We start from the raw sequence: 15,124 nt of genomic DNA on the forward strand, positions 1-15,124 counted from the left end.
AATGAGAGGAGGTCGCTATGATTACGAAAGTGCTTCATAGCACACCGTGTCGCCGTTAACTGAGACTTGGTTTTTCCCCCTTGTTTTCGCAAGATAAAGCGCCTCATCAGTCACGCGAATCAATGTGTTAATTGTGTTGGATGAGTGGCACTCGCACTGGTTGGTGACGCCAATACTCACGCTCGATGTAAATTGGTGGCGATTAAATCCAAAAAAGATATGTTGATTGAAGGTGTGGCAGATTCGTTCGCCAATGATTTTGGTATGCGCGGACTTCGCTTTTGGAATGAACACAATAAACTCCTCGCCACCCCATCGTCCTACTACACCCCCTAACAATTCAACGTGAGTTTTAATGGTGTCTGCTAAGTGCTTAATGACCGTGTCACCGACTGTGTGCCCAAACCTGTCGTTAATCGATTTGAAGTCATCAATATCAATCAACATACATGACATCACCATATGCTGATTAACCGGTTTTTTTAACCAATCGTAAATAGCACGTCGATTGAGCACATGTGTTAAATCGTCATGCATCGCACGATGCAGTAACTCCTTCTCTAGCAACACCTTATCAGTGACTTCCTCAAGGATAACTTGAATGGCGTCTTCACCTTCCCAGTTAATCACGTTGTCATAGAGGTTGAAGTATTTATAGGAGCCATCGAAACACTGGTTAGATACCACGGAACTAAAGTTCGGTGTATGGCCGTCGAGAATATTGCCACAGCGTCTTATCGCAGCTTCGCGCTGATCTTCAGGTACAATGGATATGATAGAGTCCATAGCAAGCACTTGTTCTATAGATCCTGCACCTTGCTGCTCAACCCATGTTTGGTTGACCATTAAAGGCTTGAAGTTTCTATGGATCAAGATCCCTTGTTTTGATGTGCTGAGTAGCTTGCGGTACATACGATCGGTTTCGTTACGTTTGCGCTGAGCTTCGACTACGGATGTAATGTCAATGATAGTCACTTTGAGCGCGGGTTTGCCATTGAGTTCAATAATATGTGATAGGCAGAAGATAGAGATGTTGCGGTCATTGGCTGGAATATCTGTATACAACTTACCTTTGTTGAGCTTACCTTTTATTGCTTCTAAATAACGCTTTTTTGCTAGGTTTTGGTAATTCTCAGGGACCAATGCATAAACAAATTCTACGTTCAGTAAAAGTTCTTCCCGGCTTCGGTAACCAAAGATTCGGGCGATCTCATTGTCGACATCAATAATTCGGTGATTTTGTAGAGTCATATGCCCTTGCGCGGAATCGAAGTTCTGGCAGGGTGTTGTGGTGGTTAAATCTACTTGAATGCTCATATCGACCGGACTACTTATTCGTTAAACTGAAACAGCTGTTGCTCCCTCGCTGCTGCGACCTACGGGCTTTGCGGCACGCTTTTATGACGAGACTAGATAGGAAAAATATGGTATCTAGGTAAACCCAGTGTGACATTTATAATTTTATGATTAATCAGTAATTTTACTGATTCAAACCGAGTTCTTGAAAAGGAAACAATTCAGGAAAGTAGGCCAGTAATTAACGCCAAATCACTCAAATTAAATAAGCGAACCAAACAAGGAGAGTTGAGGCAATGAAGCCAGCAACAAATGCACAGGATTCAATGGAAAATGGAACAGCATTGAAAAGCAGCACATCGATAGAAATTAAGCTTGATGACTTATCGGGCGGGGAAGTCGTTGAGTTGCTTGAAGAGCACCTCGCTGATATGTATGCAACTTCGCCAGCCGAAAGCGTTCATGCATTGGATCTGGAAGGGCTGAAGTCGCCAGATATTACCTTTTTCAGTGCTTGGAAAGACAGCCAACTGCTTGGGTGTGTTGCCATTAAAGAGCTAAATACACAACACGCTGAACTCAAATCAATGAGAACCTCGCAGTTTGCTCGAAAGTCAGGCGTTGCCAGCCAACTCTTACAACACGTATTGGATACCGCAGCCATTCGCCAGTATCAAACAATCAGTTTAGAGACAGGTTCAGAAGACTACTTTAAGGCCGCACGTAACCTGTATGAAAAGTTTGGCTTTGGATACTGTGAACCCTTTGCTGATTATGTGTTGGACCCGCACAGCCAGTTCATGAGTATTGAGTTGCGTTAGATGCGATCGAAATTGTAGATCGGAGTAAAAGAAAGATTCCCTATCACGTTCGTTCCTCACTGTAGGGAATGACGGGCGGGGTGTATCTCGATGACTTGTACTTCTGTTTTGCTGTTGTAAAAAAAAGGTTGCTCTGAGCAACCTTTTTAATAGGTAACGATAATGGCTAAAGCGTTAGCGAGTTTCTAGCTCCGCGAAAATGGCTTCAGCATCCACAACACTTCCTGAGATAGAAAGGGTACTGAACGGAACCAAATCTTCAGGGCTAGATGGTTTGTTAACAAGCAGCTCAGGGTAGACTTTCGATTCGCCCATCAACATTGCCTTGAGCTCTTTGACTGACAAATCAGGGTAGCGTGACCAAACCAAGGCCGCGACACCGGAAACCACTGGTGCAGCCATACTTGTGCCACTTTTCGAACCGTAAGTGTTCCCCGGAGTGGTTGATAAAATGCGGTACCCAGGTGCGAATACATCAACCGATTTCTGACCGAAGTTACTGAAGCTCGCCACTAATGTTTCGTCGGCGTATTTCGCTGATGCACCCACATCTAACCATGTTGAAATAGGCTTTGAGCGGTAGTGCTTAGCGTAGCGGTTTGGAAAGCTTGGTTTGATGTCATTATCGTTGCGGCTGTTCCCCGCAGAGTGAACAATTAGCACACCTTTACGCGCAGCATAGCGAAACGCGTGGTCGACGATGTACTTACGTGGCGAGTAGCTTTTACCGAAGCTCATGTTAATGACCTTAGCACCATTATCGACGGCATAGCGCACTGCGTTAGCAATGTCTTTGTCTCGCTCATCGCCATTTGGCACCATACGTACCGCCATGATCTGAGCATGATCCGCCACACCATCAATACCAATAAAATTGCCGCGTTCAGCAGCGATGATTCCAGCAACGTGTGTACCGTGCGAACCGACAGGGCCTTTTACATCGTTGTTGCCGTAGCCTTTTTCCCAAGGATTGTTGATGTCGTCCCAAACAATGTCAGCACGCGTATCGAGATCTAGGTTGAGATGGAAATCCAGAGAGTCTTGGTAACGGCTACGACGTGATTCCAGATATTCAAATGAATACCATGAATCAAACAGACTCAAAAGCCCTTCAGCAGCGGTTACAACGCTAGCGTTCTCGCTATCCAATAGTGTTTTTAAACCGTTAGTAGAAAAGTCTTTTTGATCGACGAACTGAAGAATCTGTTCTTTGAACTCATTGGCTTGGTCAGTTGCTGTTGTTACACGATTCAACGCATCTTGGTCATCTTTTAGAGATGACAAGTAATCGGATTCAACACCTTGATAGTACTTACGTTTCTTACGCGGAATCCAATGTCCGTTCTCTTTTAACTCAAGGTACTTTTTGTATTCTCTAGTGACTTCTAGCGTGTCCTGGTCAACGTTAATGCCTAATGAGTTACCAAGAAAATTCCAACCATGAACATCATCGATGTAGCCATTGCCATCATCATCGATACCGTTGTCTGGGATCTCTCCTTCATTGGTCCAAAGCTTGTTTTTGAGGTCTTCGTGTTCAACGTCGACACCCGAATCAAGAACGGCAACGATGACAGGTTGTGGTTGAAGAGGAGGCATCAAGTAGTCATATACCACATCAGAACCCACACCCTGAATTCTTGTGTAGCTTGCTGTTAAGTTAAACCAATCACCGCGTTGTTCATCAGCGTTGCTCATCATTCTCATCGAGAAAAATGAAGGCTGGATAGTTTCTCGCGAGTAATCCTCAACAATTGTCCCTTTTACATCTTGGATGAAAGGTGAGTTGGCAGGTTGTGGCTCTGGGCTACTCTCATTCAGAGTTGTAGCTGATACGTGAGCCGAAGCCATAATAGCCAAAGCAAGCGTGGTGAGTCTTTGTCCGTGATTCATGTGTGTTGCATCCTTATCATTGTGCGACTAAATAGTTGTGCCACTAGAACTGACTCTTCAGCGAAGCTTTATGAAAACACGCAGTCAGTTCTGTGAGAGGGAAATGCCCGCTCAAAAAGCAGTCAAAAGGTAATATGCAATCAGACTTGTATCATTCGTTTGATCAATGAAATGGTAGGAAGATCTCACTGTGATTGATTTTAAAGTCTCAAAGTTTGAGCTAAATTCTATTAATAAAAGCAATATTTATAAAATTAAGAGTTGGAATTAAAAACGTTTAAAATCAAATGATTAGTTTGTTAATTGCAGGGGGTGGTTTTGGCTCTCATTCAGCATTGAAGTGCTTTTGAAAGAGCCAAGATCAAGGACGTTAGTCGTCGTGAGAGCCAAATTCAAAGTTTCCGTTGACGGCAAAATGGTCTGAAAGGTGCCAACTTCCCCAAGTGTCAGAGCTCAACCTTTGATGAAGCTTGACCGTATTATTATTACTTGTTGCTCGTCTATGCATTCTGCTAACAAAAACGTAATCCAGATACTCTACATCAGCACCACCTGAATACTTATAAGCGGCATACGGGTTAATCGTCGGATCAAAGGTTGCATTGGTGTAGCCTTTGAATTCTGGAGGATCAACATCCAACGTAGCTAGCATTAGCAGGTATTCCACGAAGTCGCTATTTTTATCGATATTGAAGTCTCCAGCATAGATAACTGCTTCGTTGGAAGGTATGCCTTTAGTCAGCATAAAGGTTCGCATCAGCCCTAGCTGCAAGCGTCTTAGTCTTTTGGCAGCAGGCGTATTGAATGATGCTAGGTGCGTGTTAAATATATGATATATCTGACCATCTTTGTCGATTTTGGTATAGACGACGCCTTTATCTGCGTAACAATCCGTCCCAGAGCAGTGTTCAAAAACTATACTGTCGGTTTCAATAATTGGATGGCGACTAAAAGTGACCACGCCTCCGTCGTACATCGCACTAGTGCCACCTCCTACCACCTCTGTTCTAAATGCATATTCCTCTGCTAGAGCGTTGAATAGGACCTCTCGGTCTGAAGAAAAAGCTTCTTGAAGTGTGAGTACGTCATATCCGGAGAGAGTGTGGTCCAAGACACTTGCACGACTTGTAATGTTTGATGATACACCGGGGAGCATCCATAGATTATATGAGCCAACGTTCAAGGTATTTGGGTCTTGATCAAAATCATTGATCGTATGTTCTGAGACTACAAATTCAACGTCGTCAAAGCCTGACGTGTATATAGCCTTAACACCGAACTCAGAGTGATATCCATCTTGGTTATATCGATGAAGAATATATGGGTTGTAGTCGGTCACCATCCCTTGATCTTTGTACCCATAAGACAACGTTGAGCCTGAACCGTGACCAACCAACTTAAGTTGACTTACAGGTTCTTGTGGCTTACGTGCCCAAGTACCTTCGTTTGTTAATCGTGAAATTGTTAGGAAGTAGTCATACGTTGCGCCATTAACAAGCCCATAGTATCGATTAAAATCAGCTACTTTAGCTTTTTGATAAGGCCAAATAACTAAGTTATTTGTAGTAAGCCTATATTGGTAACCGTTACTTACGGGCGTACTGGAATCTATAGAAAAGTTTATTAATATGGGTTTGTCGGTACGGTTTATATAGTAAAGTGATGTTGCGAGTGCTTGGCTGGCTATTGCCCAAAGTATCAGTGTTGAACACAGCTTTTTGATCATGTTTCTTCCTTTGATTACATTCCTAAAATCGAAATCAGAAAATAGCCTTGATATGCACTCAGTTGCAATTTGAGGGTTTTGGTTTTGTGCTGTGTAACACGTATGTGATCATATTGTATATTTTATGAAAAATTACGCTATTTTATAGTAACTTATGATTATTCTAACCGATTCGAAGTACATTCTATGACGACTTATTTTGCTGGTTTTTCCCTTGGGCTTTCGCTGATTCTTGCAATCGGTTCTCAAAATGCATTTGTTTTAAAGCAAGGGCTTAAGAATCAACACGTATTGGCAGTTTGTGCTGTATGTGCCATTTCTGATGCCTTACTAATTAGCTTCGGCGTTACAGGCTTTGGCGCAATCGTTAAACAGTTCCCACAAATTGAGCAGCTCGCTCGTTATGGCGGCGCTATCTTTTTGGGTGTCTACTCATTCTTAAGCTTCCGCTCTGCATTTACCGAAAACCACGCCTTAGAAGCCACTACTGAAACCAAAGACTCGTTAACCAAAGCGATTGCGATGTGTTTGGCGTTTACTTGGCTTAATCCGCATGTGTATTTGGATACTGTGGTATTGCTGGGTTCTATCTCAACGCAATATCAACCTAATCAAATGTTGTTTGGCGCTGGTGCAGTATCGGCGTCGTTTGTGTTCTTCTTTTCACTTGGATATGGCGCACGTTTCTTGGCTCCAATGTTTAAGAACCCTAGAGCGTGGAAGGTGTTGGAATTTTTCGTTGGCATGATCATGGCGTCTATTGCAATATCTTTGATCGTTTAGCCGCTAGTAATTAGGCATTCAAACATATTATCTAAAGTTCCTACCTAAAGTGACTGCCTTTAGTTGCCTTCGTATTTAATTATTTCCACAAAAATGGAATTATTTTTCGTCTTTCGGTTTTGGCGTTCGTCTTAGGGGTATGAATAGAAAATAATGACCTAATTCGGAGTCAACCATGATTAAACTTGTTAGCTTTAAAAACTGCCCATTCGTTCAACGTGTAATGGGTGCTTTAGTAATGAAAAATGTCCCATTTGAAATTGAATACATTGAGCTAAATAATAAACCTCAATGGTTCCTAGATATTTCGCCAAACGGACAAGTGCCAGTATTGATTACAGAAAATGACACAGTTATTTTTGAATCAGATGCAATTGTTGAATACTTAGATGATAAGTATGCGCCAATAGAAGAGGTGTCTGCCGAGCAAAAAGCACTAGATCGCGCTTGGTCTTATCAGGCAAGCAAACATTACATGCCACAATGCGGAACGATGGGTAGTAAAGATAAAGAAACCTTTGAGACGCGTTTAGCGATTCTTCAAAAATCCTTCCAAAAAGCCGAGAATAAATTGGGTGATAGCGTCTTCTTTAAAGGCGATTACATCTCTAACGTTGACATCGCTTGGCTACCACTGTTACACCGAGCATCAGTAATCAAAGAGGGCTCAGGTTTTGACATGCTTGAAGGCTTCCCGAAAGTACAGAAGTGGCAAGCGGCGCTGATTGAATCTGGCTTGACCGATAAAACTGTTCCTGCGGACTTTATTGAGAAGTTCAGTGGCTTCTATTTAACGAATAACTATTTGGCTAGTCTTACAGAAGTTTGTTAATAACATGGAATAAATTTAAATATATTTTAATAGCAGGTTGTTCTAAATAAGTCTTCTGGAAAATAAAACTCACCCTATTAATCGATAGCGTGAGTTTTTTATTTATGAGGAAGGTATAGCTGATGTATATAAACGCTACTTTTAAGATTGATAGCTTTCTAACCTGTTGATTTAAATCGACTTTAATGGTCGTAATATAGTGGGTGCGCTTCGTTTTACATCTGTTTTTCTTATTGTGTCTCATAAATAAGATGCTGATAAATTATTTAACTATTCGCTTGGTGAATAAAAAGTATCGTGTTAATTTCTCTGTCACCTCACAAATGAACAGTGTTTTATTGTTTGTTAGGAGTCGCTTGAATAATTTATTTTAAACAGTATCGCAACCGTTGGAATAGTGTCGGAAACCTATTGATAGTTGATGAACGGTACTGTGGAACAAACTAAAAAGGGTATTTTCATGCTTAAATCATCATTTCTATTGGGCCTAATTGGCTTAGTTTCACTTCCTACACTTGCTGCTGGTATCGAGGGCGGTCCATACATTGGCGCAGGCCTTGGTGTGTATCAAGACTCAGACACTGACGGCGCAGGCAGTCTAGATGCTGAAAGCATGGGGTACAGCCTTTACGGTGGCTACCAATTTAACCGCATTGTAGGTATCGAACTTGGCTACACGGATTATGCTGACTATGAATCATTTGGTACTAAGGTGTTTTCACCAACATCGCTTTCTGTTGCAGCAAACCTAGGCTACACCTTTGATAACTCAATTCGTCCATTTGTACTAGCGGGCTTGAGCTACGTAGATTTGAACTCAAACAACGCTAGCTCTTTTGATGATGATTCTGGTGCCGGCTTTCATTTCGGTATTGGTGTTGAATACACGCCAGTAGAAAACCTAACATTACGTTTGATCTCACAAGCAGACGCTGTAAATATCGAATTCTTCGGCCCTAATGGTAATAGACTGGCAAGTCGTGATGTCGCGTTTAGCACTGTAACTCTGGGTGCTTCGTACAATTTTTAATGACCCCTGTGAAATAACTTACAGCTAATGTCATGGACACCTATAACCGCTCTAACGTTGAGCGGTTTTTTTATGTCAAAAATAACGATTGGTCACGCTATGGGCGGAGTTGCTCTAAAGCCTGAAATTAGTTGGTTTTCACAAGCTTATAAAAGGGAATTATCTCGACTATTTTGGTAGATTAAAGGTATTACAGACTTCCAGTGAGCAGCAATGAAGATTCTTCACACGTCCGATTGGCACCTTGGCCAAAACTTCTACAATAAAAGCCGTAAGAATGAACATGAACGGTTTTTACAATGGTTACTTGAGCAAGTTACAGAGAACGACATCGACGCGATCATTGTTGCTGGCGATATTTTTGATACCAGCACACCGCCGAGTTACGCTCGTGAGATGTATAACAAGTTCGTGGTCGATTCGAACAAGATCGGCTGTCAATTGGTGTTGTTAGGTGGAAATCACGATTCGGTGTCTGTGCTTAAAGAGACACAACAGCTGCTCAAATATATGGGCGCAGACGTGATTCCTAATACCAACCAAGATCATGCGACTCAGGTTGTCGAACTAAAAGGTAAAAACGGCGATGTAGAAGCGCTGGTTTGCGCCATTCCTTTTATTCGCCCACGCGATGTGTTGACCAGTCAGGCGGGTGTCACCGGCGTTGAGCGCCAAAAACAACTCGGCGATGCGATCAAACAGCACTACCAAAGTGTTTATGATGCGGCGGTTGCTAAACGTGCGACGTTTGAAAACAGCGAGCACATGCCGATCATCGCTACTGGTCATTTAACGGCGATGGGGGTTCAACAATCGGACTCGGTACGCGACATCTATGTCGGCAACCTTGATGGTTTCGCCGCTGATGGCTTCCCAGATGCCGATTATATTGCACTTGGTCATATCCACCGCCCACAAGTGGTGGCAAAGCGTGAATACATTCGTTATTCAGGCTCTCCAATCCCATTAAGCTTTGATGAACTTAAATCTCAAAAGCAGGTATGTCTAGTTGAGTTTGTTGAAGGTGAGCGCACGATTTCTCAATTGCCAGTTCCAACGTTCCAACCCCTAGCCGAAATCAAAGGTGACTTGAGCGAGGTTGAATCTCAGCTGAACCAATACATAGGTTTAGATAGCGAACAAAACGTGTGGTTATCGATAGAAGTGCAAGCGCAAGATTACTTGTCGGATCTACAAGAGCGTGTGCGCGCATTAACCGAAGGTTTGAATGTGGAAGTACTTCAATTACGCCGAGCAAGAGAACGTCGCAATCAAGCATTAGAGCAAGAGTCGGCAGAAACCTTATCTGAACTGAGCCCGATGGACGTATTTAGCAAGCGTATTGCCTTAGAAGAGTTTGAAACCGATTCTGAAAAAGCGCGTTTAGAGCGCATGACGGTGAAGTTTAAACAAGTGATGGTTGAAGTGTCTGATAGCGCTCAAGCGCCGAACAAAGTAGAAGAGTAACCAGTATGAAGATTTTAAGCCTAGAATTTGAAAACCTGAACTCTTTGAAAGGGCGTTGGAAGCTCGATTTTACTCAATCGCCGTTCGCAGAAAACGGCCTGTTTGCTATTACGGGTCCAACAGGTGCGGGTAAGACCACAATTCTGGATGCGATTTGTTTAGCGCTATTCCACCGCACGCCTCGTTTGAAAAGCATAGCGAAGGGCAATAACGAGCTGATGACTCGCGGTACGGGTGAGTGTTTCGCCGAGCTTGAATTTGAAGTGCAGGGCAAAACGTACCGTTCTAACTTCCATCAAAAGCGAGCGCGCGGAAAACACGATGGCGCATTACAGACGCCAACGTGTGAATTTGCCGATGCTGATACCGACAAAGTCTTAGAGACCATGTTGACCAAGAAAACCAAGTTGGTGGAGCAGGTAACAGGTTTAGACTTTTCACGTTTCACTAAATCCATAATGTTGTCTCAGGGTGAGTTTGCGGCCTTCTTAAATGCCAATGCTAACGACCGTGCAGAGCTACTTGAAGAGCTGACTGGAACCGAAGTTTATAGCCTGATCTCTGAGCGTATATACGATCATTTTAAGTCAAGTGAAGAGTCACTTAACCACCTGAAAGCGAAAGCCGAAGGTGTAAGTTTATTGTCTGATGAGCAGATTCAAGAGCTGACAACAGAGCGTGACACGTTAGAAACTGAACAGAAACGTTTAGCCGAGCAGTTAAAAGAGTGGCAAGCGCATCTAAGCTGGTGGAAAGACGTGACTAAAGCTGAGCAAACTATTGCTACCAGTGAGCACGATCTCAAAACAGCTCAAGATGAACTAGACCGTAATCAACCTTCACTAGAGCGTTTGGCAAACAGCGAACCGGCTGAGAAATTGCGACCGCTGCACAAAGACCTAAAACGCTGCGAGCATGAGCTCAATCTTACGCAAATTAACCTAGATAACAGTACTAAGTTGCTTGCAGTACGCGAGGCCGAGAAGTTAGATGCCCAAACTAAGCTGGCTCAAAGTAGCGAAGCGGTTGAAAACGTTAAAGCCGAGCAACAAGATCAAGAGAAGATCATTGAACAAGTCCGCCCACTCGACAATCAAATGTCGGTACTTAAAGACAAGAAAGCTTCGGCGGTTAACGCCGCGAATACGCTGAATGAACAACACGCGCAGCTGCGTAATCAACCGGTCGTTTTGGTCCAAAAACTAGATGCACTGAAGCAACAAGATCAACTTAGCACTGAGTACCTAAATACGCATCAAGCTGACCAACATCTGGAAAAATACCTAGGTCAGTGGCAAGCAAAGGTAGAGCAAGTTCGTACTCTAGAGCGTCAGCATGCAGAACAGTTGAACTCAGCGAAGCAAGCTTTGTCAGCGGTTGATGCACAGCAAACGATCATCAAATCTGCGCAAGAAGCTAAAGCAACGCAAGATAAAACTTTAGCTGAATTGGTTGTGCTAGAGAGTAGTGCAAAGCAACAGTGGGAAGCATTGCAAGGCAACACCAGCGAACAAGTGTTGAATTCGCAAAAAGATATATTGGAGTTTTGGAATCGCCATACGCACTCATTACTTGAGATCAATCGTGGTTTCCTAAATGCCCAGCAACAGCTGCATGCAAAAACGCAGGCACATCAAACTAACACTCAGTTGGTCGACAAGCTTTCGAAAGAACGTGAAGTGTTGGTGGAGCGATATAAAGAGAAAGAGACTTCGCTTGAGCGATTAACACGTTTGATTGATCAAGAAGGCGAGTTGGCGAAATACCGTGCAGCTCTAGAATCAGGCTCTGAGTGCCCACTGTGTGGTTCAACAGACCATTCGATTGAGCAGTCGCAAGATATTGCAAATTTGGTTGCTCAAAAAGAAACGGAAAACCTAGAGTTAACGGCCATCAAAAAAGAAGGCCAAGAGCATCGTCAGCAGTTAGATTCTCTTGCCCCTATGATTGCGGCACTTAACGATGACATTCAACGTGCGCAAGCGGATATTCAGCAAGCTCAAATGAATTGGCAAGGCGTTGTCGACAAACTTCAACAGAGCTTATCGGATTTCGTTGGCACGGTTCCAGAACTAGCGATACTAACGATTAACGATTTAGGCAATGAAGCTACGGTTGCGACCTTTGCTCAGCAGTGTGAACTTCAACTGAATCAGAGATCGCAGCAACTCAAAGCGTTGGCTAATGCTAAAACGCACTATGCCGAAGCTGAGAAACAACGCTTATCGGTGAGTGTTATGGCTGACAAAGCGCAATCTAACCTTGAGTTGGCCGAGCAACGCTTAGCGGATCTGAATAAGCAAAATCACAGCACTAACGAGCAAGTGGCTCAGATAGCTCAAGCGAAAGAGCAGCAATGGAGCTCTTTGAAAGAGAATATTGTTCAAACGGCTATCGAAGCGCCTGAGCTGGAATATATCGATGATTGGTTTACTGCGAAATTGCAAGCATCAAGCACATGGCAGCAAACTAAACAGCAACAGGCCGATATTGAGAAGCAACTAATCACTCAACACGCCGAATTGAAAACCTTAGATGACAAGCTAAACAGTGTTGAGAAAGAGCTCGCGACACTGACGCAAGAGAGCGAGTCTCTAGTGTCAGAACTGACTCGTATTGGTGCTGAAAGGGCAGAGTTGTTTGGTGACAAAGACATTCACGCCACCAGCAATGCGATGAAGCAAAAAGTTACTGAAGCGGTAAATGCATTTGATGCCTCGCAGTTAGTGCTTAACCGTTGCGAACTTGAACATCGAACTGAGCAAACCAAACACATTAGCTTCTCTGAAGAGTTGACCAGCAAGCAGTCAAGTTACACACAAACGTCGAATGCCTGGTTAGAATCGCTGAAAACGAGCCCATTCGAAGATGAAGCTAATTTTGAAGCAGCGTTGTTAGACGAAGAGGTTAGAACTCAACTTCAAAGCCTGAAGAAGTCTTTAGACGAAGCGATTGTCAGTGCGCAAGCTAGGTTGAATACAGCTAAAGCGACGCAAGTGGAACTACAAAACCACGCAAATGCTAAAGCATGGCAAGAGCAAGACCAACAGCAAGTTGAACTTGCGACAACTGAATGCCAAAACGCACAACAAAGCCATGCGACAAAGATCGGCGCGATTTCTGCCAATCTTGAAACGGATAACCAGAACCGCAGCAACCAGCAAGATCTGTTCAAGCAAATAGACGAGCAACAGGTCGACTTTGATGATATTTCACGCCTGAATTCACTTATTGGTTCTAAGAACGGCGACAAATTCCGTAAGTTTGCCCAAGGTCTAACGCTGGAAAATTTGGTGTACCTTGCGAACAAGCAGCTGCAGCGTTTGCATGGTCGTTACGAACTAAAACGTAAAGCCGATGATGGCTTAGAACTGCAAGTGCTGGACACATGGCAGGGTGATGTTATGCGTGACACTAAAACGTTATCAGGTGGCGAAAGCTTCTTGGTGAGCTTGGCGTTGGCATTAGCGCTTTCTGATCTTGTGAGCTACAAAACCAGTATTGATTCTTTGTTCTTGGATGAAGGTTTCGGCACGCTTGATAGCGACACATTGGACATTGCCCTAAACGCGCTCGATAATTTGAATGCATCAGGCAAGATGATTGGCGTCATTAGTCACGTTGAAGCACTGAAAGAGCGAGTGCCTGTTCAGCTTAAAGTAACAAAACACTCTGGCTTAGGTGTGAGTGAGATGGAGAAGCAGTACAAGGTTGTTGCTTAGTCTTGATATAGATGCGGATAAACAGCCCCTGACTCAGTCGTGTTTCCTTCTCGAGGATGACGGAGTTTCGGGGCTGTTATCAATCACTCCGCCGTCACGTTCTGCAGTAAAGAATGATTAGAGTAACTGCCGCTATTCCCTAAAGTGAGTTACGAACGTAGTAGGGACTTTAGATTTGTTCTTATTACCTTCGTCATTCCCTAGAGTGAGGAACGAACGTAATAGGGAATCACTAGTAGACGCGGGAAGTGAACTCGTCAAAAAGGAAACGGCCATGCACAAGAAGCCTCATTTACCAACTAAGACATGTCCTATTTGCCAAAAGTCTTTCTCATGGCGTAAAAAGTGGCAACGTTGTTGGGATGACGTGATTTACTGTTCTGAACGTTGCCGTCGTCATAAGACAACTTTGGCGTAATTTCTGTTCGTTTTTACAACACGTTAATAGTTTCGTCATTCATTTCTTAAGTTAATATTTCTATCTGTAAGACAACTAATGTATAAAGGCGGCATGAAGATACCTAAAAGAATACAGCCCTTAGTTGACGATGGTTTAGTCGACGAGGTGACAAGCCAATTAATGAGTGGCAAAGAAGCATCAGTGTACATTGTGCGCTGCGGCGATACGATCCGCTGTGCCAAGGTATATAAGGAAATAAGCCAGCGCAGCTTCAAAAAAGCGACCGCGTATCGTGAAGGCCGAAAAGTCCGAAATAGTCGCCGTGCTCGAGCGATGGAAAAAGGCTCTGGCTTTGGTCGTGAGCAACAAGAAAAGGTTTGGCAAAGCGCTGAAGTGGATGCCTTGTATAAACTGGCAGAAGCGGGCGTTCGTGTACCTGTGCCTTATGGTTGCTTTGATGGCGTACTGCTTATGGAGCTGGTTACTGATGACGAAGGCTATGTAGCACCACGTTTGAACGATGTCGTGATGTCGGCAGAGCAAGCGATCGAAGATCACGCAGTGATGATGACCTATGTGGTTAAAATGCTGTGTGTTGGTTTGATCCATGGTGACTTGTCTGAGTTCAACGTATTGGTCGATGAGTACGGTCCGGTGATCATAGATTTACCTCAAGCGGTTGATGCTTCGGCGAACAACAATGCCGAGTGGATGCTGGCTCGTGATATCAATAATATCCGTGATTATTACGCTCAGTTTGCTCCTGAATTGGCGAAAACCGAGTATGCCAAGGAAATGTGGGCGCTTTACGAGAAAGGCGACTTAAAGCCCGATAGCAAACTAACGGGTGAGTTTACAGAAAGCGACGATTTGGCCGACATCAATGCAATCATGCAAGAGATTGACGCTGCGCGAGTTGAAGAACAACACCGACGCGAGCGAGCTAAAGAAGAAAAAGAAGGCGTCGACGACAGCAAGTTCAACTGGGCTGAGTAATCGTGATGATCAGTTTTGATCGTTAGCTAAATAGCAGCCATACGTCTTAAATAACTGATGCCTTCTTTCTAAAAAATAACCCAATAGAGCACCACTCTGTTGGGTTTTCTTTTTTAGCACTCATCAAATTTTACCATTCATCAAAGCAAGCGATTGGC

The 15,124-nt window shown here is 43.6% G+C and carries 11 protein-coding genes; 8 read left to right on the forward strand and 3 right to left on the reverse strand.

Features of this window, described 5'->3' with window-relative positions:
• Positions 1 to 21: 21 nt before the first annotated feature.
• On the reverse strand, positions 22 to 1,317 hold the full coding sequence (locus tag L4C44_RS02595) for a sensor domain-containing diguanylate cyclase (RefSeq protein WP_146491481.1): 1,296 nt from the start codon (positions 1,315 to 1,317) through the stop codon (positions 22 to 24).
• A gap of 275 nt (positions 1,318 to 1,592) precedes the next feature.
• Between L4C44_RS02595 and L4C44_RS02600 the strand changes: the two genes are divergently transcribed.
• On the forward strand, positions 1,593 to 2,117 hold the full coding sequence (locus L4C44_RS02600) for a GNAT family N-acetyltransferase (RefSeq protein WP_285954157.1): 525 nt from the start codon (positions 1,593 to 1,595) through the stop codon (positions 2,115 to 2,117).
• Between the two features lie 174 nt (positions 2,118 to 2,291).
• Here L4C44_RS02600 and L4C44_RS02605 read toward each other — a convergent pair whose 3' ends face one another.
• Both L4C44_RS02605 and L4C44_RS02610 read right to left on the reverse strand, forming a co-directional pair.
• Complete coding sequence (locus L4C44_RS02605) at positions 2,292 to 4,010, reverse strand: S8 family peptidase (protein ID WP_146491483.1); 1,719 nt, start codon at positions 4,008 to 4,010, stop codon at positions 2,292 to 2,294.
• A gap of 370 nt (positions 4,011 to 4,380) precedes the next feature.
• On the reverse strand, positions 4,381 to 5,736 hold the full coding sequence (locus L4C44_RS02610; protein WP_428804306.1) for a sphingomyelin phosphodiesterase: 1,356 nt from the start codon (positions 5,734 to 5,736) through the stop codon (positions 4,381 to 4,383).
• Positions 5,737 to 5,922: 186 nt separating this feature from the next.
• Between L4C44_RS02610 and L4C44_RS02615 the strand changes: the two genes are divergently transcribed.
• The 7 genes from L4C44_RS02615 to L4C44_RS02645 all read left to right on the forward strand — a co-directional run bounded on the left by L4C44_RS02615 (position 5,923) and on the right by L4C44_RS02645 (position 14,966).
• Positions 5,923 to 6,519 (forward strand): LysE/ArgO family amino acid transporter, encoded by a 597-nt coding sequence (locus L4C44_RS02615; protein WP_428804307.1) that lies wholly within the window; start codon positions 5,923 to 5,925, stop codon positions 6,517 to 6,519.
• Between the two features lie 175 nt (positions 6,520 to 6,694).
• Complete coding sequence (locus L4C44_RS02620; protein WP_146491485.1) at positions 6,695 to 7,351, forward strand: glutathione S-transferase family protein; 657 nt, start codon at positions 6,695 to 6,697, stop codon at positions 7,349 to 7,351.
• Between the two features lie 460 nt (positions 7,352 to 7,811).
• Positions 7,812 to 8,381 carry a porin family protein gene (locus L4C44_RS02625; RefSeq protein WP_146491486.1) on the forward strand — a complete coding sequence of 190 codons (570 nt, stop codon included), beginning with the start codon at positions 7,812 to 7,814 and terminating at the stop codon, positions 8,379 to 8,381.
• A 213-nt stretch (positions 8,382 to 8,594) separates the two neighbouring features.
• Positions 8,595 to 9,848: an exonuclease subunit SbcD gene (gene sbcD / locus L4C44_RS02630; RefSeq protein ID WP_146491487.1), complete on the forward strand. Its 1,254-nt coding sequence runs from the start codon at positions 8,595 to 8,597 to the stop codon at positions 9,846 to 9,848.
• A 5-nt stretch (positions 9,849 to 9,853) separates the two neighbouring features.
• Complete coding sequence (locus L4C44_RS02635) at positions 9,854 to 13,570, forward strand: SbcC/MukB-like Walker B domain-containing protein (protein ID WP_428804308.1); 3,717 nt, start codon at positions 9,854 to 9,856, stop codon at positions 13,568 to 13,570.
• Between the two features lie 274 nt (positions 13,571 to 13,844).
• Positions 13,845 to 13,988: a DUF2256 domain-containing protein gene (locus L4C44_RS02640; protein WP_004733920.1), complete on the forward strand. Its 144-nt coding sequence runs from the start codon at positions 13,845 to 13,847 to the stop codon at positions 13,986 to 13,988.
• Between the two features lie 93 nt (positions 13,989 to 14,081).
• On the forward strand, positions 14,082 to 14,966 hold the full coding sequence (locus L4C44_RS02645) for a PA4780 family RIO1-like protein kinase (RefSeq protein ID WP_146491489.1): 885 nt from the start codon (positions 14,082 to 14,084) through the stop codon (positions 14,964 to 14,966).
• The last annotated feature ends 158 nt before the right edge of the window (positions 14,967 to 15,124 follow it).

Source organism: Vibrio satsumensis, from assembly GCF_050337435.1.
Taxonomy (GTDB): domain Bacteria; phylum Pseudomonadota; class Gammaproteobacteria; order Enterobacterales; family Vibrionaceae; genus Vibrio; species Vibrio satsumensis.

Excerpts from the sequence above, each read along its gene's own strand:
- L4C44_RS02595 (WP_146491481.1), bottom strand. The coding sequence starts at position 1,317 with ATGAGCATTCAAGTAGATTTAACCACCACAACACCCTGCCAGAACTTC.
- L4C44_RS02600 (WP_285954157.1), top strand. The coding sequence starts at position 1,593 with ATGAAGCCAGCAACAAATGCACAGGATTCAATGGAAAATGGAACAGCA.
- L4C44_RS02605 (WP_146491483.1), bottom strand. The coding sequence starts at position 4,010 with ATGAATCACGGACAAAGACTCACCACGCTTGCTTTGGCTATTATGGCT.
- L4C44_RS02610 (WP_428804306.1), bottom strand. The coding sequence starts at position 5,736 with ATGATCAAAAAGCTGTGTTCAACACTGATACTTTGGGCAATAGCCAGC.
- L4C44_RS02615 (WP_428804307.1), top strand. The coding sequence starts at position 5,923 with ATGACGACTTATTTTGCTGGTTTTTCCCTTGGGCTTTCGCTGATTCTT.
- L4C44_RS02620 (WP_146491485.1), top strand. The coding sequence starts at position 6,695 with ATGATTAAACTTGTTAGCTTTAAAAACTGCCCATTCGTTCAACGTGTA.
- L4C44_RS02625 (WP_146491486.1), top strand. The coding sequence starts at position 7,812 with ATGCTTAAATCATCATTTCTATTGGGCCTAATTGGCTTAGTTTCACTT.
- sbcD (WP_146491487.1), top strand. The coding sequence starts at position 8,595 with ATGAAGATTCTTCACACGTCCGATTGGCACCTTGGCCAAAACTTCTAC.
- L4C44_RS02635 (WP_428804308.1), top strand. The coding sequence starts at position 9,854 with ATGAAGATTTTAAGCCTAGAATTTGAAAACCTGAACTCTTTGAAAGGG.
- L4C44_RS02640 (WP_004733920.1), top strand. The coding sequence starts at position 13,845 with ATGCACAAGAAGCCTCATTTACCAACTAAGACATGTCCTATTTGCCAA.
- L4C44_RS02645 (WP_146491489.1), top strand. The coding sequence starts at position 14,082 with ATGAAGATACCTAAAAGAATACAGCCCTTAGTTGACGATGGTTTAGTC.